Source organism: Xanthobacter sp. NM-59, assembly GCF_021401125.1.
In the GTDB taxonomy this organism is placed as follows: Bacteria; Pseudomonadota; Alphaproteobacteria; order Rhizobiales; family Xanthobacteraceae; genus Xanthobacter.
This window is the reverse complement of sequence record NZ_JACBFQ010000005.1, coordinates 283,612-304,823: the sequence shown is the minus strand read 5'-3', so window position 1 is coordinate 304,823 and position 21,212 is coordinate 283,612. Positions and strand designations below refer to the sequence as shown.

The 21,212-nt window shown below is 67.6% G+C and carries 20 protein-coding genes; 10 read left to right on the top strand and 10 right to left on the bottom strand.

Going from position 1 to position 21,212, the window contains the following annotated elements; translation table 11 throughout:
• From L0966_RS12265 to L0966_RS12240, 6 genes are all read left to right on the top strand, one after another.
• Positions 1 to 236, top strand: a 236-nt coding sequence (locus tag L0966_RS12265) for a bile acid:sodium symporter (RefSeq protein WP_234052209.1), incomplete at its 5' end; no start/stop codon positions are given.
• Between the two features lie 503 nt (positions 237 to 739).
• Complete coding sequence (locus tag L0966_RS12260) at positions 740 to 2,965, top strand: EAL domain-containing protein (RefSeq protein ID WP_234052208.1); 2,226 nt, start codon at positions 740 to 742, stop codon at positions 2,963 to 2,965.
• A gap of 9 nt (positions 2,966 to 2,974) precedes the next feature.
• Positions 2,975 to 4,957, top strand: coding sequence for a sensor histidine kinase (locus L0966_RS12255; RefSeq protein WP_234052207.1), 1,983 nt, complete (start codon positions 2,975 to 2,977; stop codon positions 4,955 to 4,957).
• Positions 4,958 to 5,148: 191 nt separating this feature from the next.
• Positions 5,149 to 5,769 (top strand): Maf-like protein, encoded by a 621-nt coding sequence (locus L0966_RS12250; RefSeq protein WP_234052206.1) that lies wholly within the window; start codon positions 5,149 to 5,151, stop codon positions 5,767 to 5,769.
• Complete coding sequence (gene yacG / locus L0966_RS12245; RefSeq protein WP_234052205.1) at positions 5,766 to 5,978, top strand: DNA gyrase inhibitor YacG; 213 nt, start codon at positions 5,766 to 5,768, stop codon at positions 5,976 to 5,978. Before L0966_RS12250 ends, yacG begins: the two co-directional genes overlap by 4 nt.
• A 340-nt stretch (positions 5,979 to 6,318) precedes the next feature.
• Positions 6,319 to 7,797: an aldehyde dehydrogenase gene (locus tag L0966_RS12240; protein WP_234052204.1), complete on the top strand. Its 1,479-nt coding sequence runs from the start codon at positions 6,319 to 6,321 to the stop codon at positions 7,795 to 7,797.
• Positions 7,798 to 8,293: 496 nt separating this feature from the next.
• On the opposite strand, the gene tmpT is transcribed toward L0966_RS12240, so the two are convergent.
• Positions 8,294 to 8,938, bottom strand: a complete 645-nt coding sequence (gene tmpT / locus L0966_RS12235) for a thiopurine S-methyltransferase (protein ID WP_234052203.1) — start codon at positions 8,936 to 8,938, stop codon at positions 8,294 to 8,296.
• A 211-nt stretch (positions 8,939 to 9,149) separates the two neighbouring features.
• Between tmpT and L0966_RS12230 the strand changes: the two genes are divergently transcribed.
• Positions 9,150 to 10,571 (top strand): aspartate aminotransferase family protein, encoded by a 1,422-nt coding sequence (locus L0966_RS12230; protein ID WP_234052202.1) that lies wholly within the window; start codon positions 9,150 to 9,152, stop codon positions 10,569 to 10,571.
• A gap of 62 nt (positions 10,572 to 10,633) precedes the next feature.
• On the opposite strand, the gene L0966_RS12225 is transcribed toward L0966_RS12230, so the two are convergent.
• The 4 genes from L0966_RS12225 to L0966_RS12210 all read right to left on the bottom strand — a co-directional run bounded on the left by L0966_RS12225 (position 10,634) and on the right by L0966_RS12210 (position 13,598).
• Positions 10,634 to 11,239, bottom strand: a complete 606-nt coding sequence (locus tag L0966_RS12225; protein ID WP_370640729.1) for a glutathione S-transferase N-terminal domain-containing protein — start codon at positions 11,237 to 11,239, stop codon at positions 10,634 to 10,636.
• Positions 11,240 to 11,308: 69 nt separating this feature from the next.
• A complete protein-coding gene (locus L0966_RS12220) occupies positions 11,309 to 12,157 on the bottom strand; it encodes a 23S rRNA (adenine(2030)-N(6))-methyltransferase RlmJ (RefSeq protein WP_234052201.1) in 849 nt (282 codons plus the stop codon).
• A gap of 143 nt (positions 12,158 to 12,300) precedes the next feature.
• On the bottom strand, positions 12,301 to 12,969 hold the full coding sequence (locus L0966_RS12215; RefSeq protein ID WP_234052200.1) for a ribonuclease T2: 669 nt from the start codon (positions 12,967 to 12,969) through the stop codon (positions 12,301 to 12,303).
• A 125-nt stretch (positions 12,970 to 13,094) separates the two neighbouring features.
• Positions 13,095 to 13,598, bottom strand: coding sequence for a hypothetical protein (locus L0966_RS12210; protein ID WP_234052199.1), 504 nt, complete (start codon positions 13,596 to 13,598; stop codon positions 13,095 to 13,097).
• A gap of 231 nt (positions 13,599 to 13,829) precedes the next feature.
• Here L0966_RS12210 and L0966_RS12205 point away from each other — a divergent pair, with 231 nt between their 5' ends.
• Entirely contained in the window at positions 13,830 to 15,107 is a 1,278-nt protein-coding gene (locus tag L0966_RS12205; RefSeq protein WP_234052227.1) for an ornithine decarboxylase, read from the top strand.
• Positions 15,108 to 15,160: 53 nt separating this feature from the next.
• Here the strand turns inward: L0966_RS12205 and msrP are convergent, their stop codons facing one another.
• The 5 genes from msrP to L0966_RS12180 all read right to left on the bottom strand — a co-directional run bounded on the left by msrP (position 15,161) and on the right by L0966_RS12180 (position 19,547).
• The gene (gene msrP / locus L0966_RS12200) at positions 15,161 to 16,126 is read right to left on the bottom strand and encodes a protein-methionine-sulfoxide reductase catalytic subunit MsrP (RefSeq protein ID WP_234052198.1); all 966 of its coding nucleotides are present in this window, start codon (positions 16,124 to 16,126) and stop codon (positions 15,161 to 15,163) included.
• Positions 16,127 to 16,273: 147 nt separating this feature from the next.
• Positions 16,274 to 16,942, bottom strand: coding sequence for a DUF992 domain-containing protein (locus L0966_RS12195; RefSeq protein WP_234052197.1), 669 nt, complete (start codon positions 16,940 to 16,942; stop codon positions 16,274 to 16,276).
• A 36-nt stretch (positions 16,943 to 16,978) separates the two neighbouring features.
• Entirely contained in the window at positions 16,979 to 17,503 is a 525-nt protein-coding gene (locus tag L0966_RS12190; protein WP_234052196.1) for a DUF992 domain-containing protein, read from the bottom strand.
• Between the two features lie 239 nt (positions 17,504 to 17,742).
• Complete coding sequence (locus L0966_RS12185) at positions 17,743 to 18,210, bottom strand: DUF992 domain-containing protein (protein WP_234052195.1); 468 nt, start codon at positions 18,208 to 18,210, stop codon at positions 17,743 to 17,745.
• A gap of 134 nt (positions 18,211 to 18,344) precedes the next feature.
• Positions 18,345 to 19,547, bottom strand: coding sequence for a pyridoxal phosphate-dependent aminotransferase (locus L0966_RS12180; protein WP_234052194.1), 1,203 nt, complete (start codon positions 19,545 to 19,547; stop codon positions 18,345 to 18,347).
• 364 nt (positions 19,548 to 19,911) lie between these two features.
• On the opposite strand from L0966_RS12180, the gene L0966_RS12175 reads away from it, so the two are divergent.
• Together L0966_RS12175 and L0966_RS12170 are read left to right on the top strand one after the other, a co-directional pair.
• Positions 19,912 to 20,559 carry a glutathione S-transferase family protein gene (locus L0966_RS12175; RefSeq protein WP_234052193.1) on the top strand — a complete coding sequence of 216 codons (648 nt, stop codon included), beginning with the start codon at positions 19,912 to 19,914 and terminating at the stop codon, positions 20,557 to 20,559.
• 142 nt (positions 20,560 to 20,701) lie between these two features.
• Positions 20,702 to 21,112, top strand: coding sequence for a hypothetical protein (locus L0966_RS12170; RefSeq protein WP_234052192.1), 411 nt, complete (start codon positions 20,702 to 20,704; stop codon positions 21,110 to 21,112).
• Positions 21,113 to 21,212: the final 100 nt, after the last annotated feature.

The following is a 21,212-nucleotide window of genomic DNA, read 5'->3' as shown; positions in this document are numbered from 1 at the left end:
GCGGCTCGAAGAAGTCTTTGGCGACGGGGCTTCCCATTGCCAAGGTGATGTTCGGCACCTCGCCGCAGCTGTCGCTGATCATCACGCCGATCATGATCTACCACTTCCTGCAGCTGGTGGTTATCGGCTTCATCGCCGGCGGCCGCGCGGCCAAGGGCGAGGTGCTGGAAGCCCTGGCCCAGGAAGAAGCCGCCGAACCCTCCCTCATCGCCGACGACCCTCGCGACAAGGCCTGAACAACGGGGCCTGGGAGGCGGGCTGCCGCGGAGAAAGCAGGGCGCGCGGTGCTCAGGCTGGCCGCGCGGTGTCTCTTCCCCGTTCCTGGAAATTCCGGACCGGGGCCGGAGGGAGCCGTGCGCCCGCGCCTCGCGGGTGTCCGCTTCAAGCCGTCCGCCGTGCCGCAGCCGTGGGGCATCATGGTCCCCGCGGCCCACCCCTGCCGAAGCCATTTCGTCATATGTGAACGGTGGTTGTCCAGCCTGACCTGACGGCATTGGGCTCCGGGGCGCAGAATGCGCCAGCGCGCCCATTGCATGGATAGCCCTGGCGCTCCGCGCGCCGGCGGCTGGTCGGCATCCCTGGATGCTCGCAGTTGCAGCACGGCTGGGTTGTCTGCGCCCTGGGAATGGGCTTGTCAGCACGAAAAATACAATCGAAGGTATGGCGTAATGCCAACCTCAGGTTATAGTCCTATACCAACGTAGTAGTCGGGTCTCACATCGTTGCGCGGGAGGGGAAGGTGGACACCAACCTTCGGGAAGCGATCGATCGGGACGATCTGTTTACCTTCTCCGATGAGGGGCAAGGTGATTTCGCTGCGGCTGACGTGCCTTGCATCACCGTTCTCAGCGTCGACGATGATGGCTTGTTTCAGCGCTCCCTTGAACTGTCGCTGACACGCTTCCGGTATCGGGATGCGTCGGTGGAGTTCCTCAAGGCGAACTCCGCCACCCAGGCAGCCAAGATCCTCTCGGAGCGGCCGGATATCGCGCTGGTCCTGCTCGACGTGGTCATGGAAACGGACGATGCGGGGCTTCGCCTCGTGCGCAATCTGCGCGAGGTGATGGGCAATGCGGAAGTCCGCATCGTGCTGCTCACCGGCCAGCCGGGCATGGCGCCCATGCTGCCCTCTCTGGAGATGCTGGACGTTTCCGACTACTGGCTGAAGACCGAGCTCAGCAATACCCGCCTCCACAGCATCCTGGTGAGCAATCTGCGCACCTGGGAGCAGATCCAGGCGCTCGGCCGGGCGCAGCGTGGGCTCCAGAGCATTGTCGAGGCCAGCAACGCCTTGTCGCGTGCTCGGGGCTTCGAGGATTTCGCCGGCCGCATGATCCTGGAGCTGGCCGGCCTCTTCGGGGTGCCCGCCGACGGCCTGGTCTGCGTGCGGGCGGACAGCGCGGCGAGCGATGTCAGCACCATCATCGGCGCCGCCGGCCGCTTCCAGGGGGCCTTGGGGCGCGCGCTGTCCGGCCTCGATGACAGTCGCATCCGGGGGCTGATTGAGGTGACGCTGGCGGGACGGCAGTCCCTGGAGGATGACAATTGCCAGGTCATGTTCTTTCCGGGCAACGAGCCGGAGACCGGGCACGCCGCCGCCTATCTGGCTACCGGCCGGCCGCTGGACGGCACCGAGCGCGAGCTGTTGCGCGTGTTCGTCAGCAACATCGCCACCGGCTTGGCCAATGTGGCCCTGTCGAGCCGCCTCGACCGGCTGGCCTATGAGGATCAGCTGCTCGCCATTCCCAATGCCAATGCCCTGCGCCGCGCGGTGGATGCGGCCCTGGACATGGCCGCGCCGCGCAATCGCATGCTGCTGATGCTGGAGCTGGACCAGTATTCGGAAAGCTGCGTTTCGCTGGGCGTCGAACAGGGAAACGAAATGCTCAAGGTGGTGGCGGAGAGGCTTCAGAAGCTGTTCCCACTGCCCTGCATGGTGGCGCGCCTGCATGAGGATACCTTTGCCGTTCTCGGTCCTTCCGATCTGGCCTGCGCCTCGCGCCTGCAGGAGCTGGAAATCGGGCCGGATACGCAGCGGGAGCCCTTCATCGGCGTCGATTCCGCGTGCCTCGACCTGGATCACGCCCGCGGCTCGGGCCAGAGCGTGCTGGCTACCGGCCTGCTGCTGCTGAAGAAGGCGCGCCTTCTCGGGGGTGCGGAAACGCTCCATTACGAGCCCGACCTCGATGCGGACGTCGAGCGGCGGTTCATACGCTCGCGCGAGCTCTACCGGGCCCTGCAGCGCGATGAGATCGGCGTCGTCTTCCAGCCCCAGGTGGATCTGGCCACGGGCCGGGTGGAAGGCGCGGAGGCGCTGGCCCGCTGGACGCAGCCGGATGGGCGGGTGATCCCTCCAGGGGAGTTCATCGCCATTGCGGAAGCCAACGGCCTCATCGTGCCCTTGGGCCTTCGCATCCTGCGCAAGTCCTGCGCGGCGCAGGCGGAGCTGAACAAAGCGGGCTTCGGCCTCACTTTGGCGGTGAACGTTTCGCCGCGCCAGCTGGCGCGGGAGGAGTTTGCCCATGAGGCGCTGGCCTGCTGCCAGGAGTTCGGGGTCGATCCGCGCACCATCGAGCTGGAGATCACCGAATCCATCGCCGTGGAGCAGCACCGACAGGCGGGCAGCGTGCTGAATGAGCTTCAGGCCATGGGCTTTCCCCTGGCCATTGATGATTTCGGCACCGGATATTCCTCGCTCACCTTGCTGCGTGCACTGCACCCGGCGAAGCTGAAGATCGACCGTTCCTTCGTCAGCAGCCTGGGCGATCCCGGCACCGACACCACCATTGTCGAGATGATGGTGAAGCTCGGCCACCGCATGAAGCTCCGCGTGCTGGCCGAGGGGGTCGAGACGGAGACCGAGGCGGGGTGGCTGCGCGCGGAGGGCTGCCATCTGGCCCAAGGCTATCTGTTTGCGCGGCCGGAGCCCTTGGACGCTCTGCTGACGCGCCTGCGCGCCGCCTGAGGCCGGGGCATGGCCACCACACTTGCAGCGGGGCAACGACTGAAGTCGGTGATCGCCGCGGCAAGGCGGGCCATTGTCGTCGTCTATCGGCAGCGTTGGCGGGTGGGCATTTTTCTCGGCCCCTGGGTGCTCGCCGTCGCGATCGCCGTGCCGATGCTCTGGAACCAGATCGAGAGCGGATATCGGGAAACGCGGATCACGCGCAGCGCCGATATCATGCGCGGGGCAGCGGACCTCATCACGCGGGTGCTGGACCGGCTGGGGCGCGACATCCTCTTCCTCGGCGCGTTGACGGCCCGCCTGCCGGAACAGGAGCTGCGCCCCGATGGCATTGGCGGGCAGCTCTTCCTCAGCTTCGCTATCAGCTCTCCGGACTATGACCAGGTGCGCTGGATCGACGAGAAGGGCTGGGAACGGCTGCGGGTGGACCAGCGGGCGCGGGTGACCACGCTCGTTCCCCCAAGCGGGCTGCAGGACAAGTCGGCACGGGCCTATTTTCGCGATGCCAACGCCCTGCCGATGAAGGGCATCTATTATTCCGCCCTCGACCTGAATGTGGAGCATGAACAGGTGGAGGTGCCGTTCCGCCCCATGCTGCGCGTGGCCACCCCTTTGCAGCGCGATGGCCGTCGCCAGGGCATCGTCATCATCAATTATGCCGCCCAGAACCTGCTCGACCGCATCCGCCGCCTGGCGGGCTCGGATCGGCGGGTGTCCTTGTTCATGGCCAATCGCGAGAGCTACTGGATCATCGGGCCATCCGAGGATCTGGAATGGGCGTGGCAGCGCGGGCGCGATGATGCCGGCATCGCGCAACAGGCCCCGCAATTGTGGGCGGCCTTGAACCGCGGCGCCACGGGTGAGCTGGACGAGGGGGCCACCCATTGGGTGTTCCAGCGGCTCGACCTTGGCGGAAGCCTCATCGCCGCGCGCGATGCCAGCGTCATCGGCGGCCCGGGCACCCAGCTGTTCCTGCTGATCCGCATGAAGGCCTTTCGCGGGGAGGGGGGTGAGGCAGAGGCCAAGATCATCTTGTCGGTGATCGCCATTCTGCTCATGGCCATGGTGTTCGTCATCGCCGTCCGGCTGGCCCACGCGCTGGAGCAGGAGGCGCTGCAGACGCGCGCGCTGCAGGCTGCGAACAGCGCCCTGGTGGAGGCCAACCAGCACCTGGAGGACGCGCACCAGAGCATTGCCCGGGCCGAGCGTCTGTCCTCGCTGGGCCTCATGGTGGCCGGGGTGGCCCATGAGCTGAATACCCCGCTCGGCGTTGCCACCTTGAGCCTCAGCCGGGCCATGGACGCGGTGGGGAGCCTGGAGGGGCGGCTGAAGGCCGGCCTGCGCCGTTCCGATCTCGAGGCCTTCCTGGAGACGGATCGCAGCGACCTGTCCCTGGCCCAGGATGCCCTGCATCGCTGCGCTGACCTGGTGCGCCGCTTCAAGCAGGTGGCCCTCGATCGCGCGACCGTGGCGCGCAGGCCCATGGACCTGGCCGAAACCATCCGCGACGCGGATCCGCGCCTGCACAAATGGGATGCCAGCGGCGGCATCACTCTCACCTGCGACCTGGAGGAGGGGGTGGAGATGGACAGCTATCCCGGGCCGCTCCAGCAGGTGGTGTCCAACCTCATCGGCAATGTGCTGAAGCACGCCTTCCCGGAAGGCCGGCACGGCAGCATTCACATTCGGGCGCGGGCGGATTGGGCGGACAATGTGCGCATCGAGGTGGAGGATGACGGCGTCGGCATCCCGCCGGATGTGCTGCCGCACGTGTTCGAGCCCTTCTTCACCCCCGCCCGGGCCAGGGGGGGCACCGGCCTTGGCATGCACATCGTGCATCAGATCGTGACGGAACTGCTCGGCGGGCGCATTGAGGTGGTGAGCCCGCCTCCCGGGGGGAGCGGCGGAGCCCGACGCACCGGAACCCTGATGACCATCATCCTGCCGCGCATTGCGCCGCTGTCGCAAACGCCGCCCGCTCCGCAGCAGTGACGCGAGCGCACCTGGGCCATGACGGGGGCGTGGGCATTCCGTCGTTCACAGCGCGGGCCCTTTCCATTAGAGCGTGTCCGTAGGGAGCGCGTCCTTGCCAGGGCGTGACCCCTTTGGCTTGGCGGGGCGGCGGCCGGTCCGCCGCCAGCCGGTTTAGCCCGTCGTAGTTTTGACGGTTTCAGGAGATGGTTGTGACCGATCAGCCCAAGCTCGTCCTGGCGTCCGGCTCCCCGCGCCGGCTGGCGTTGCTCAATCAGGTGGGGATCGAGCCGGACCTGCTGATGCCGGCCGAGCTGGACGAGACACCAGAGCGCGGCGAGCTGCCCCGCCGCCTGGCCCAGCGCCTCGCGGCCGAGAAGGGCAAGCTGGTGGCGGGGCGGGCGCGTGAGGCGGGCATGGAGGCCATCATCCTCTCGGCCGACACGGTGGTGGCCGTGGGACGACGCATCCTGCCCAAGCCGGAGCTGCGGGACGAGGCCGAGGAATGCCTGCGCCTGCTCTCTGGGCGCAGCCATCGGGTGTTCACCGGCGTCTGCTTGGTGGATCCGCGGGGCCGGGACCGCATCCGGCTGGTCGAGACCCGGGTGCGCTTCAAGCGCCTCTCCCGGGACGAGATGACGGACTATCTGGACTGCGGCGAATGGCGCGGCAAGGCTGGCGGCTATGCCATCCAGGGCATCGCCGGCTCGTTCGTGGTGAAGCTGGTGGGCTCCTACACAAATGTCGTGGGGCTGCCGCTCATCGAGGCGGTGGGCCTGCTGGCGGGCGAGGGTTATCCTGTGCGCGCGGGCTGGGTGGAGCGCGCCCAATGAGCGACACCGACAAGACGAGCGGACCGGCGGCCAGCCCCGCGAAACCCTGCCCCATCTGCGGTAAGCCGCAGGTGGAAAAATACCGCCCCTTCTGCTCCAAGCGCTGCGCCGACGTGGACCTGAACCGCTGGCTCTCCGGCGCCTATGCCATTCCCGTCACCGCCGAAGAGGACGAGGACGGAGAGGTGCCCGAGCCGCCCCGCCGCTGAGGCCCCTTCCAACGCACTTGAATTTCAGAGCCGCCGGTGCGCTCTCCTGGCCGCGCCTTTGCGCGCGCGCCGTCGCGGCGCGCGTTTACAATTTATTGATTAATGAAGGGAAATTTAAAATTCGCCGGCAAATCGCCGAACCCTCTGCTGGCGTGCTCGCCTCTGTTGCGGGACCGGCGGGCGCGGGGATGAGTGACGTTGGCGGGGCTGCTTCGGCTGGCTTTCCAGGTTGAGATTTTGCCGGCGAAAGAGCGTGGATTGCGCTGCCTTGCCTTGACGCCGCCCCCGGCGCCACGCCAGTTTTGACGCTCGAGGCCCATTTCGCGGCCGAGGAGCCATCATGACCGCGACGGCGGAACCTGTAGAGCACCCCACTTTTCGCACCCAGGCCTTCATCGACGGCGCCTTCGTGCCCGCCGCTTCGGGGCGCACCTTCAGCGCCGTCAATCCGGCCACGGGCCGGGTTCTGGCAGACGTCGCCGCCGGCGATGCCGCCGATATCGACCGGGCCGTGACTGCCGCCCGCCGGGCGTTCGAGGATCGCCGCTGGTCTGGCCAGCGCCCGCTGGAGCGCAAGCGCACCCTGCAGCGCTTCGCCGAGCTGATCCGCGCCCATGGCGACGAGCTGGCTCTCACCGAGAGCCTCAACATGGGCAAGCCCATCTCCGACGCCCGCGCCGTGGACGTGCGCGCCACCGCCGATTGCTTCGCGTATTACGGCGAGTGCGCCGACAAGGTCTATGGCGAGGTGGCCCCGACCACGGCCGACAATCTCGCCCTCATCCTGCGCGAGCCGCTGGGGGTGGTGGGCTGCGTGACGCCCTGGAACTTCCCCATGATCATGGCTGCCTGGAAGGTGGCGCCGGCGCTCGCCATGGGCAATTCCGTGGTGCTGAAGCCGGCCGAGGAATCGCCCCTCACCGCCCTGCGCCTGGCGGAGCTGGCCCACGAGGCGGGCATTCCGGACGGCGTGTTCAACGTGGTGCCGGGCCTGGGCGTGGAAGCGGGCAAGGCGCTGGGCCTGCACATGGACGTGGACGCTCTGGCCTTCACCGGCTCCACCGAGGTGGGCCGCTATTTCATGCGCTATTCCGCCGACAGCAACCTGAAGCGCGTCTATCTGGAGCTGGGCGGCAAGACCGCCTTCGTGGTGGCCCACGACGTGCCGGACCTGGACGCGGTGGCGGAAGCCGTGGCCGGTGGCATCTTCTTCAATCAGGGGGAGATGTGCACGGCCGCCTCGCGGCTGCTGGTGGACAACCGCATCCGGGCCGATCTGGTCGCCCGTATCGCCGCCCTCGCGCCCCGCTGGATGCCGGCCAATCCGCTGGATCCGGCGGCGCCGGCCGGCGCGGTGGTGAGCCGGGAGCACCAGCAGCGCATCCTCGCCGCCATCGATCGCGGCGTTGCGGAGGGCGCGCGGGTGGTCACCGGCGGCACGGCGGTGCACCAGGAGACGGGCGGCGTGTTCGTCGCCCCCACCGTGTTCGACGATGTGGCGCCAAACTCCGCCTTGGCTCAGCAGGAAATCTTCGGCCCGGTGCTGTCCGTGATCGGTTTCGACGGGCTCGACGAGGCGGTGGAGATCGCCAACGGCACCGTCTACGGCCTCGGCGCGGCGGTGTGGAGCGGCGACCTTGCGGCGGCGCACAAGGTGGCGCGGCGGTTCAAGGCGGGCATCGTCTATGTGAACTGCTTCGATGCCGACGACATCACCACGCCCTTCGGCGGCGTGAAGCAGTCCGGCTTCGGGCGCGACAAGTCCTTGCACGCTCTGGAGAAATATTCGGACCTCAAGACCGTCTGGACGCGCCTTTGATCCCAACGGCCCGTGAGCACGGCTCATGGGCCGCAGGTCAAGCCCGGTCGGTGCTCAGGGGGGGCTTGTGGTGCCGGTCGAAAACCGGCGCCAATGGCATGAAGCCTGCCCTCCCTGCCGGCCCAGTTTCTCGCCTTTTGCCTGCTGAGGAGTTCCGCCGGACAGCTGTTCACGGCTTGGAGGGGACGATTGGGCCGGGCGGAACGCCCAATCCCTGGCCAGCCGCTTTGGAGTCACCGCCATTTGGTGCAGGCGGCGCGGGCCTGCCGATGCATCAACGTGCTCTGCGCGCCGCTCTTCCCTCTCCCGCTTGCGGGGAGGGGGCAAAACCGCAGGGAAGGCGGGCCCGGTCGCGAATCGAAAGGCGCTGCCTTGCAGCGCCAAAAAGCCTCAAAGGCCGAGCTTCCGCCCCACTGAGGTGGTCCGCGCTCCCTCCCCAAAGTGGGAGAGGGAACGCGCCGTTCGGCAACCTGCGTTTCTTGACGGTCGATCAAGCCTAGGGCTTGGCCCGGGTGAGCAGCCAGGCATTGTCGGTCGCCTCGCATTTGCCCTTCAGGCCGCCCGGCAGGGGCTGGCAATCAAGGTGGGCGATGGTGTAGGCGCCGTCATAATGGGCGTGGACCTCTTCCCCGCCCACGGCGAAGGGCGGGCCATCGGCGGCCGACTGGTCATAGGCGATCACCAGCAGCAGTTGCGGCACGCCGCCGGTCAGCTCCAGGATATGCCGGGTGTAAAGGCGGCGCATCTCCGCCGGCAGCGCCACCAGGGCCGCGCGGTCGTAAACGGCGTCCACGGGGCCGAGCGCGTCGGCGGTGAGCTGGAAGATGTCGCCCTGGAAGATCTCGATGGAGGGGGCGGCATAGCGCATCAGCGGACCCATGGCCGTGATGGTGGGCTCGACCCCCAGTTCCTCGAACAATTGCGCCACGGCAAGCGCGCACAGCTCCGCCCCTGCCACCTTCACCCCGCGTGAGAGCAGCCAGGCGATGTCGCGCGTCTTGCCGCACAGGGGCACGAAGACCCGCGCGCCGGGGGGTAAAGCGAGCCTGTCGAAATATTTCTCCAGGAAGGCGTTGGTCTTGCCTTCGTGAAATCCGATCTGGTTGTTGGCCCAGCGTGCCTGCCAGAAGTCCGCTTCCATATGCGAAGGCCTTTCCTCGCCCGGTTCCGTGCGCCGTCGGATATATCATGAGGCGACGGCGCATGGCGTCATCGCGGCGTCATGCTGCGCTGTTTCTTGACGGGAAACAGGAATTCAAATTTGCTGGACAAGCGCCGCGATGCGCCCAGAGACGGGCTCCCCAGGGCCCGACACGGGGCTGCCGCGCGGGCTCACTAGGAGCAACTGCATCGTGTCATCCTCCCCCCTGTCCAACTCGACGGCCCACTGGCGCGCGCTCGACGCCGCCCACCACCTGCATCCGTTCTCGGACACCAAGGCGCTCAACGCCGAAGGCGTGCGTGTCATCACCAAGGCGGAAGGGGTCTATGTCTACGACAGCGACGGGAACAAGATCTTGGATGGCATGAGCGGCCTGTGGTGCTCCCAGGTCGGCCACGGGCGCAAGGACATCGTGGATGCCATCGCCGCCCAGCTGCACCAGCTCGATTATTACAACACCTTCTTCAAGACTACGCATCCAGCCGCCGCCGAGCTCGCCGCCGCCATTTCCGACGTGGCGCCGGAGGGCATGAGCCACGTCTTCTTCACCTCCGGTGGCTCGGAGGCCATTGATACGGTGCTGCGGCTGGTGCGGCATTATTGGGCCTCCATGGGCCGGCCGCAGAAATCCATCTTCATCTCGCGCAAGAATGCCTATCACGGCTCCACCATGGGCGGCGCCTCGCTCGGCGGCATGACGCCCATGCACGCGCAGGGCGGCCTGCCCATTCCCGGCATCATCCATGTGCAGCAGCCCTATTGGTGGGCCGAGGGCGGCGCCATGGACCCCGACGAATTCGGCCTTTATGCCGCCCGCGAGGTGGCCCGCGCCATCGACGAGGCGGGGGCGGAAAATGTGGCCGCCTTCATCGGCGAGCCCATCCAGGGCGCCGGCGGCGTCATCATCCCGCCCGCCAGCTACTGGCCCGAGGTGGAGAAGATCTGCCGCGAGCGCGACGTGCTGCTGATCTGCGACGAGGTCATCTGCGGCTTCGGACGCACGGGTGAATGGTTCGGCAGCCAGTTCATGGGCGTGAAGCCGGACATCATCACCTTCGCCAAGGGCATCACCTCCGGCTATTTCCCCCTCGGCGGCGTCATCGTCGGCGACAAGGTGGCGGAAGGCTTCATCGAGCATGGGGGCGAGTTCAACCACGGCTACACCTATTCCGGCCATCCCGGCGGCTGCGCGGCGGCGCTGGCCAACCTCAAGATCATGCATGAGGAAAAGCTGGTCGAACGGGTGAAGTACGATATCGGGCCCTATCTCCAGGAACGATGGCTGAAGCTGGCCGAGCATCCGCTGGTGGGCGAGGCGCGCATGGTGGGCCTGATCGGCGCGCTGGAGCTGACCCCCGACAAGGACACCCGCGCCGCCTTCGCCGGCGAAGAGGGCACGGTGGGCCTCATCTGCCGCGACTTCTCCTTCCGCGAGGGGCTGATCATGCGCGCGGTGCGCGACGGCCTGATTCTGGCCCCACCCTTCACCCTCTCCCACGCCGAGGCCGACCTGCTGGTGAACACCGCCTGGAAGGTGCTGGACCTGACCCATGCGGAGCTGAAAAAGCGCGGCCTCATGGTTCCCGTGCCGCGCGTCGGCGCGGCCGCGTGATTGCAAAATGAAAGGGCCGGCGGTGTGATGCCGCCGGCCCTTTTTCTCACGTGGCGTGCGCCTCAGCGCGGCGTGGTCTCGGCAAACATGGGGCAGCGGCCGGCGAAGGCCTCCTGCCAGGCCACCAAGCGGGGGTGGTTCGCCCGCCATTCGCCGCCGAAGCGGAAATCCAGGAAGCCGAGCGCGCAGGCCAGCGAGATTTCACCCACGCCAATGGGGCCATCGGCGGCCGGTGGCGCCGCGTCCAGCGCGTCCAGGGCGCGGGCCATCTTCTGGCGCTGGTGGTCCAGCCACTTGTCCTCGTGCTTCTCCACCGGGCGGAAGCGTCCTTCGTAGAGCACCAGCACGCCGGCATCCATCAGCCCGTCCGCCAGCGCCTGCAGCTTCAGCGCGCCGATATAGGCCTTGGGCTCCTTGGGAAGCAGCTTGCCGCCACCGGCCACCTGGTCGAGATAGGCGAGGATGACGCTCGAATCGTAGAGCCATTCGCCGTCATCAGTGAGCAGGGTCGGCACCTTGCCGAGCGGGTTCTGCTGGCGCAGCGTGTCGCTCGGGTCGACGGTGTCGGCCAGCTGGAGGTCCAGCGGAAGCCCGAGAATGGCAGCGGCGAGGCGGATCTTGCGGGCAAATGGCGAGGTGGCAGAATAGCGCAGGAGCATGAAGGCCATCCGGCTTTCGAGGGCAGGGCGCGCATCCCTACACCTTTCCGGGATTTTCTTCACCCAACCAGGAGGCGCTCAGCGTTCCGCGGTGAGCCAGGACACGCGCACCCGCCCCTTGCCGTCCTTCGCCATCAGCGGGTTGATTGCGGTGAGGATGGTGCGGGCCTCATCCGCCAGGGTGAAGGGCGGATTGACGATAATGAGCCCGCTGCCCGACAGCGTATCGAGGCTGCGCACCTCCGAAAAATCGATCTCCACCCGCAGCGTCTTGGGCAGCTTCAGCTGCGCCACCTCGCGACGGAAGGCATCCACCGCCCGCAGGTCCTTGATCGGGTACCACAGCATGAGAATGCCGGTGGCGAAGCGGGCGTGCGCGGTCTTCAGGCCTTCCACCAAGCGGGAAAACTCCCCCTGCTCCTCGAACGGAGGATCCACCAGCACCAGGCCGCGCCGCTCGCGCGGGGGCAGGTGGGCGCCCAGCGCCTGCCAGCCGTCCTGCGGCAGGATCTTGGCGCGGTGGTCGTCGCCCAGCCGCTTCTCCAGCTTCGCGCGCTCATCCTTGTTGAGCTCGCAGAACAGGAAGCGGTCCTGCGGCCGCGACAGCGCAAGGGCCAGGGCCGGCGAGCCGGGATAGAGGCGCCGTCCTTCCGCCCGCAGGTTCCGGATCGTCTCGAAATAGGGCGCGAGCAGCGCCGTCACCTTCTCCGGCAGATCGGCGGCCAGAAGGGTCTCGATGCCCGCTTCCGCCTCCAAGGTGCGCTGGGCGCTGGCGCCGTCGAGGTCGTAAAGCCCCGCGCCCGCATGGGTATCCAGCACGCGGAAGGGCGCTTCCTTCTTGGCGAGATAGGTGAGAACGCGGGCGAGCACGGCGTGCTTCATCACATCGGCCGGATTGCCGGCATGGAAAGCGTGGCGATAGTTCATGGGGGCGGGGTCACCGGGCGTGTTTGTGGCGTGCGTGTGCGGGGCTGCCACCCCCGCACACGCATCTATAGAAAGTGCGCCCCGTTTTCACGACCGATCACACGCGCGATCGGTCACATGGAAAATAGTGCGAGGCGCAGGCTTCAATTGCCGCGCACGGGGGGCATCACCATCTTCGGCAGGCGGCAGGAGCGCCGGTCCACCTCCGGGCAGGAGCGGAAGGCGAAGTCGCGCGACAGGCAGATGCGTACCTCGCGCAGGCGACGCTTGTCGCAGTCGACCGACATCATGTCCGGTTGAAGCCCCGGATTGGCGGTCCGGAAGGCGGTTTCCAGATCCTGGGGCGACACCATCAGGTAGTCGTCGAGCCGGGCGAGCTCGGCCGGCACCACCACCTTTTTGCGTGCGGCCCGGATGGCGGCGAAATAGCCCTGGGCATCAAGGCCGGAGCAGGTGCCGTGCTTTTTCCATTCGTGGATCACCAGCCGCTTGCTCGGCATGATGTCCAACATGGAATCCACGAGCCGGTTGGACACGTAGGGGGCCGGCTGCTCGCAAAATTCCGGGAAGCCGCGCTCATATTGCGGCCACAGGCCGTGCACCACGAACGCATAGGGGCGGCTCAGGGCGCACTGCGGTTCATTGGCGGCACGGGGGCCCTGGGCCTCGCAATAGGTCGGCGACCAGGACAAGGAGAGCACGTAGAAATCGAAGCCGTCGGGCGTGGCTGCCTCAGCACGGGGCTGGCGTGCTTCCGCCCACGCGGGATGCGCACCGCCGGCCGCCAGGAGAAGGAGCAGGACCGCGAGCATGCGGACCGCGGTGTCAAAATGCTGCCCCGCGCCGAGCGGGCCCAGCCGTTGCCTGTCTCGCCGCCCCTGACGGATGGAAGGGGTGATGGACGGCCCACGCACGCGCGGCGGGACCGCCGCAGGCCTCACGGCTGAACCATCTTGCAGGACGGAGCGAAGGCATATTCGCGGTCAAGGCCTACGATGCACCATTCCACGCCCCAGGAGGCGCCGACGAAACCACCCGATTCGACAATGGCGTAGTAGATCGGGCGCTTGTGGGCATCGGAGGTGTAGACGGTGCCGCGGCAATAGCGGCGCGGCAGATATTCAGGACCCCACGGCCGGAAAGCGATCTCGCTCAGATGCTCGAACTGGGTGATGGTGAGGTCCGAGGACCAGAACCGCCGCTCCGTCTCGCCGAAGCGCTGGGCGATGAGATTGAGCGCGGACTGCTCGTCGCAGGCCGGCACATCGCCGGAATAATTGGGGCCGGAGAGCCAGAAATTCAGCTCCAGCAGATTGGCGGCCTCGGCGCGGGGGGCGCTAAGGCCCAACGCCACGGCAAAAGCGGCCGCCCCGAAGCTGGCCAGACGACCGAAAACCCTGCGGTTCGCCTTGCCGTTCGCGGTGCGCACCCCATTCCCCATGGTCGTCTCCACTCGTCGCTGTTGCCGCAATGCGGCCAAATCGGTGCGAACGATGGCGCCGTCGAACCGGTTGGTCAAGCGCAACGGAGCCACACTCCTTGAGAAATCGTCAACGGAGCGGCACCCTGTCCGTGGCGGGCGCGCGGGTCCTTGCCGGGATGCGGGCTGGGCTGGCGATGTCGCGGGAACGCAGGGAGGCATCTCGTGTCTCAATCACGTTTCGCTTTCGGCATGGGGGAGAATGGTCGCGCGGCGCCTGATGGGGGAGATCGGGGGCGCCTTCCGCGCTTCCCCAGCGGCCGTGCGGCGGCCCTGGAGTTGCGACCCGACCACCCCGTATATTGCTTCCGGCCCGACGTGCTGCGGGCGGATGCGCGGACGTTCCTCTCCGCCTTTCCGGGCAAGACCGCCTATGCGGTGAAGACCAATGGCGAGCCCATGGTGCTCGACACCCTGGCGCGCTGCGGTATCTCCACCTTCGACGTGGCGAGCCCGGCCGAGTTCGCCGCCGCGCGGGCGGTCTGCCCCGGGGCCGAGCTGCTCTACATGCATCCGGTCAAGGCGCAGGCCGATATTCGCCTGGCGCTGGAGCATTATCGGGTTCGCGCCATGGCCCTCGATCACGAGGACGAGGTGGCCAAGATCCTGCGCATCGTGCGTGGGCTGGATCTCGACCCTCAGGATCTCACGCTATTCGTCCGCATCGCCACCAAGGGGGAGGCGGCCTACGAGCTCTCGCGCAAGTTCGGCGCGGCGCCCGGCCATGGGGCGGAGCTGCTGCGCCGGATCCATGGCCTCGGCATCCGCTGCGGGCTGTGCTTCCACGTGGGCAGCCAGGTGGAAGACGCCTCCACCTACGAACGGGCCATCGCCATCGCCGCCGAAGTGCGCGACGCGGCGGGCGTCCCCCTCGTTGGCCTCGACGTGGGCGGCGGTTTCCCCGCGCTTTATGCGCGCGATCCGCGTCGCGAGGACAAGGCGATGCCGCCGTTGAGCGAGATTCTCGCCGGCCTTGGCGGAGCGGTGGAGCGCCATGGCTTTTCCGGCGTGCCGCTGGTGGCCGAGCCGGGGCGGGTCATCGTCGCGCGGTCATTTTCGGTGATCGTGCGGGTGCTGCTGAAGAAGGGGCAGCGGCTCTACATCAATGACGGCATCTGGGCGTCCCTGTCGGATTCCTGGACCGGAAAGATCCTGCTGCCCGTGCGCCATATTCCCGATCCGGCGCGGCGCCGCAGGCCGGTGCGGGCGGCCGCCCTTGAGCCCTTCCGGATCTATGGCGCCACCTGCGACAGTGTCGACGTGCTCTCGCGTCCCTTTTACCTGCCGGCGAGCGTGGACACGGGCGACTGGATCGAGATCGGCCACATGGGGGCCTATTCCCTTGCCCTGCGCACCCACTTCAACGGCTTTTACCCCAATACCTTCGTGGAGGTGGATGAGCCTTTCGATGCGGGCGACGCGCCCCAGGGCTTTGCCGAGGCTGAGCATCGCAGCGGCGGGGAGGAATAAGGTGTGTCCGCGCCGTGTGGTGCTCCGCCGGGGAGGGGGCGTTTCGGCGTGGCTCAATACCAGATGCGTTCCTTCTCGCGTCCCGCGTAGAGGCCGGCGACGTATTCGCTATAGCCGTTGAAGAGCTGAGTCGGGCGGCGCTCGCCGGTGGCAATGTCCTCCTCGCTCGCCTGGCTCCAGCGGGGGTGGGGCACCTTGGGGTTCACATTGGCCCAGAAACCGTATTCGGCGCCCTGCACCTCCTCCCAGAAGCTGAGCGGCTGGGTGTCGGTGAAGCTGAACCGTACGATGCCTTTGATGGATTTGAAGCCGTATTTCCAGGGCAGCGCCAGCCGCAGCGGGGCGCCGAACTGGCCGGGTGCCGGCTTGCCATAGGCCCCGGTCACCACGAAGGCGAGCTCGTTGCGCGCCTCCTCCAGGGTGATGCCTTCCACATAAGGCCAGGGATAGCGGAAATCGCGCTGGTTGGGGGCCACCTTGGGGTCGCGAAAGGCCTCCATCTTGAGGAACTTGGCGCCCGATGCGGGGCGCGCCAAGTCCACCAAGGCGGAGAGGGGAAAGCCGGTCCAGGGAATGGCCATGGACCAGGCCTCCACGCAGCGGTGGCGGTACAGGCGTTCTTCCAGCTGCACCTTTTTCAGCAGGTCGTCGATGTCGAATTCCTGCGGCCGCTCCACCATGCCGTCCAGTACCACGCGCCAGGGGCGGCGCTGAAAGCGCGCCATGGCGGGGGCGACGTTCTTGGCATAGCTGAATTCGTAATAGTTGTTCACCGTCGAGGACTTGGCCAGCGGGGTGATCGGCCGGTCGAGGGTGTAGCGGGGATTGGTCGGGGCGGGATAAAGACCCGCGCTCGGGTCCTCCGGTTCGCCCGCCAATGCGCTCGCGGGGGTAAGGGCGGCGGCGCCCGCCACCAGGCCGGCGCCAGCGGCCAGCAGGGCGCGGCGGTTCAGATAGACCGATTCCGGGGTGGCGGCGGCTTCGGGAAGTTCCCAGCCGCGCCGACGTCGCACCAGCATCCGCGTGCCTCCTTGGCTGTCGCGTCAGGCGGGGGGCGGCGGGTCAACCGGCCGCGGCGCCCTTTCCCACGCTGGCGGAGGATCGGGATCCCCGGGCCTGGGCGCAAGTCACACCGGCGTGTGGCCGGTGGCGCGCGGCCTTGGCGGTCAGCGCGGCGGAGGGTCGCCTGCGACCTGCGGTGTCGAGGGTTCCAGGGTCAGGGTGGCGCCGGCGATGGAGAGGCTGAGGCCGCTGTCCGACGACACGCTCAGGGGCTGCAGCGTGACCTGCTTGGCCGGGTCCTGCGCCGCGAGCACGTTGGCGGAGAAGCCGGGGCCGAGGGAGAAGCCGGAGGTGAAGCCCACATAGGTTCCCGCCAGCGCGCCGCGCTCCAGATTCGGCGAGGTGGCGAGCACGCCCCACAGCATGCTGCCCTGGTCGGACACGCCGATGTCGAGGCCGGTGCGCACCAGAGTGCCGATATAATAGTGATTCTGCCCCATGCCGGGCCGGAACTCGCAGCGCACGCGCCGGGAGGAGCCGAAGCCGGTGGCGGTCGCCATCTCGCCCCGGCATTCCAGCAGCCCGGCCGAGACGTTGGGCATCTGCGTCCCGCCAGAGGCCGGGGCGGGGGTGGACGCCGCAGAGCCGGAGGATCCGGCGGCCGGCGGCGTCACGTTGATTTGCGGCAGCGTCAGCGTGCCGGATTGGGCGCCGCCCTGCGCGGGTGCGATGCCGAGGGCCGGGCCCGGGGCTTGGGCCCGGGCGGAAACCCCGGCGGTCGCCGTCAGCAGGGTCGTCGCCGCGGCGAGAAGAGCGGGGCGGAAGTTGGTCATATGGATCTCCTGCCCCGATCTTGCACGCCTTTCAGGTCATTTGGTGACCTTGGCCTTCTTCGGCATGGGAATGGAGACTTCTTCCAGCTTCATGTCCGCCACGCCAGCGGCGATGGTGGCGCCGGTGATGCCTTCCAGGGACAAGGGCTGCAAGGCGATGGTCTGGGTGGAACCGCCGACCAGCACGTTCACGCCGCCGCCGATGGCCCAGGCCGCATTGGCCGAAACGCCCACATACTGGCCGCTCAGGGCGCCCGCGCCCATCTCGGTGGTGGGGGCGAACACGGCCCAGGACAGGGTGTTGCCGGAGGTGATGCCGAGGTCGATGCCGAAGCGCGACACGGTGCCCTTGTAGGTGCCCTTCACAGTGTAGGGCTCAATGCGGCTGGAGCGCAGCTCGCAGGCGAGATCGCGCACCGAGCCGAGCACGTAGCCAACGGAAGGCGCAACGCTGCAGACGAGCACGCCGATCTGCACCTTAGGCGTCTCGACGGCGGCGGCAGGAGTAGCGGAAATGGCCGCGACAGCGGCGAGGCCGATCAGGCCGGACATGGTACGCATGGGATCCCCCAATGATGCGATGGGCCGAGGAAAGGACTCCCCGCGGACACACGCAATGACCTCTTAGAACGAGATCGTGGCCGCATTTTCGCGAGGGTCCGAAAATGCGCGCACCCCCGAAAATCTAGCGGGGGTGCGGCTTAAGACCGGTTTGCCGTTGGATCTGATCTGGGCAATTCCCGGGCGTCCGCTGCCGTCATTGCGGCCGGCGGCGAATCACACCGGGCCTGCCGGGCCGATCAGCGCAGCGTCATGTCGGAGACGGTCAGGCCGACGTTGATGCCGGTCTGGGCCTCGACGGAGAGGGGCTGCAGGGCGATGGTGTTGTTGTTGCCACCCACCAGGGCGTTGGCACCGAGGCCGGCGCCGATGGCGGCGTTGGCGGAGGCGCCCACATAGCTGCCGCGCAGGGTCTCAGGACGGATCGAGGAGGACGGAGCGAACACGCTCCACACCAGCACGCTCGAGCCGCTCACGCCGATGTCGAGGCCGAGGCGGCGGATGGTGCCCTCATAGGTGCGCACCTTGCCGTGGCGGGGCTTGAACGTGCAGCTCATGTCGCGCACCGAGCCGAGGATGAAGCTCACGTTCGGCGCGAGGGTGCACTTCAGCTGACCCACCTGCACGCGGGACTGGGCCGACGCGGGCAGGGCGCTGAGAGCGAAGAGGGCCGCGGCGGCGAGGCCGGCCTTGAAAACAGTCTTCATGATGTCGTTCCTCCTGGGGAAGCCAGCGGGTTTCAGACCCGCTCCGCACGACAGCGAAGCCATAGCGTGACTTCCTCGCCGCGCCAACGCTTCTATGGGGCGGAAGCGTGTGTTCTCCCGCCCCTGTTGCACTCTCAGCTCAGGGCGCCGCAGAAGCGCTGGATGCGCCGGCAGGCTTCCTCAAGGTCAGAGGTGGCGGTGGCGTAGGAGATGCGGAACGCCGGGCCGGTGCCGAAGGCCGAGCCATGCACCACCGCGACGCCTTCCGACTCCAGGAGCTGGGTGGCGAACACCTCGTCGGAGGTGATCTTCACGCCCGACGGCGTGGACTTGCCGATGGCGCCCGCGCAGGACGGATACACGTAGAACGCGCCTTCCGGCTTGGGGCAGGTGAGGCCCTTGGTCTGGTTCAGCATGGCCACCACCAGGTCGCGCCGCTCCTTGAACACCGCATTGTTCTTCGCGATGAAGTCCTGCGGGCCGTCGAGGGCTTCCACCGCCGCCCATTGCGAGATGGAGGAGGGGTTGGAGGTGGACTGCGACTGCAGCGTGCCCATGGCCTTGATGAGGGCCTCGGGGCCGCCGGCATAGCCGATGCGCCAGCCGGTCATGCAATAGGCCTTGGACACGCCATTGAGGGTCAGCGTGCGGTCATAGAGCTTGGGCTCCACCTGGGCCGGGGTGACGAACTTGAAGTCGTCATAGACCAGGTGCTCGTACATGTCGTCCGACAGCACCCACACATGGGGGTGCTTCAGCAGCACGTCGGTGAGGGCCTTCAGCTCGTCATGGGTGTAGGCCGCGCCCGAGGGGTTCGAGGGCGAATTGAAGATGAACCACTTGGTCTTCGGCGTGATGGCCGCTTCCAGCACCTCGGGGCGCAGCTTGAAATTGTCTTCCAGGCGCGTTTCCGCCGGCACCGGAACGCCGCCGCAGAACTGCACGATGTCCGGATAGCTCACCCAATAGGGGGCGGGGATGATGACCTCGTCGCCGGCATCGAGGGTGGCCACCAGCGCGTTGAACAGCACCTGCTTGCCACCGGTGCCCACCGAGATCTGCGAGGGCTTGTACTCGAGGTCGTTGTCGCGCTTGAACTTGCGGGCGATGGCGGCCTTCAGCTGGGGAATGCCGTCCACAGCGGTGTACTTGGTCTCGCCGCGGCGGATGGCGGCGATGGCCGCTTCCTTGATGTTCTCGGGGGTGTCGAAATCCGGCTCGCCCGCGGACAGTGCGATGATGTCGCGTCCCGCCGCCTTCAGTTCCCGCGCCTTGTTGGAAATGGCGATGGTGGGCGAGGGGTTGATACGCTTCAGGGCGGACGAAATCAGGCTCATGGCCGGTTGCTCCGGACGCGCCCGCCCGCAGCGGCGGATCCGCGGCGGCCGCAGGGCGCAGGTTTGGCACGAATTGAGCGCGGCAGGTCAGCCGGCGCGGGCGGACACTAGTGCAGCCGCCGCGCCGGAACAAGCGACGATGATGAATGGAAGGGGCAGCCATGCGTGATGAATGGGCGCGGGCTGGTCCTGGCGGTGGCGCGCCCTTGCGCCGGGTCGCGGGCGATGCCACATCCACCCGCAAAGCATTTCTTGGCAAAAAGTCGCCGGAACGACGCGAAGAAAAGGCTTCAATGCAAATAGGAGGCAGGTCGCGCCCGCTGGCGTGGCTCAAAATCGCCTCCATGGTACGGGGATGGGGACGGTGCTGAAGCTTTATTCCATGCAGTCGTCGGGAAATTCCTACAAGGTGCGGCTGATGCTGGCGAAGCTGGGCCTGCCGTTCCACCTTGTGGAGGTGGATATCTTTGCCGGCGAGCATCGCACCCCGGAATTCCTGGAGCTGAACCCGGAAGGTCGCGTGCCGCTGCTGGATGTGGACGGGCGCCTGCTCGCCGAGTCCAATGCGATTCTCTTCTATCTCGCTGAGGGCACCCGCTTCCTGCCCGACGACGCGTTCGAGCGGGCCGAAACCCTGCGCTGGATGTTCTTCGAGCAGAACAGCCACGAGCCCGGCATCGCCGCGGCCCGCTTCTGGCTGACCCAGGTGCGCGGCGGGCGCGAGCTGCGCACCCATGATGTGGAAAGCTGGATGGAGGACGGCTACGCCGCCCTGGCGGTGATGGAGCGGCACTTGAAACGGCACGATTTCTTCGCCGCCGACCGCCTCACCATCGCGGACCTGGCCCTTTATGCCCACACCCATGTGGCGGAGGAGGGCGAGTTCAGCCTTTCCACATTTCCGCGCGTGCGCGCGTGGCTCAGGAGAGTGGCGGCCGACCCGGACCATGTGGACATGGCCTGGCGCCCATCTGTCGCGGTAATAGAGCGGGGAGAACTCGCGCGGCCGTGAGGGGTTGCCATGATGTCGCCACCATCTACCCGGGTGCCGCCGCGGCGCAGCCATAGTCCTCGGCCACTTTCAATTGTGCCGGCGGCGCTGATTCGCCGGCCTGAACATGGCAGTGCCGTGATTCGATTGGTGTGAGAGCGTCATGCTGAAGTCCCTCGCCACCGAAACGAGCTCCTCGACCGTCTCCCCCGCCGCGGCGGGTGCGCGCCGCGAGCTGGTGCGCGCGGAGGCGTCCTTCGATGCCTGGCCGGCCAACCCGCGCGGCTTTTCTGCCGCCGATCCCGATACGCTCGCCCGCGCCGTGCGGGCCCACAAAGCGGGCGATGCCTTCGCTCAGGCTGCGCTCACCATCGCCCTGATGCTGGCCATCGGCACGGTTGCAGTGGTGCTGTCCTCAGGCCGCGCTGCGGCGGCCGGCTTCCTGGCGGAGCGCGTGGTTGACCATGCGGCGACCTTCGCCGCGCTGGCTCTCGCGGGCGGAGCGCTTCTTTTCGCCACCCGCATGACGCTGCGCCGCGTGCGCGTGCGGGCCCGGCACCGCCATTGGAAATGAGGTGGGTCGCGCCTGGCGCGCGGGCATGAGAGGTGTGATGCGGGCGCCGGATCCTCCGGCGCCTTTTTTGTGTCCGTGGCGGCGTTGTGCCCGTACGCGC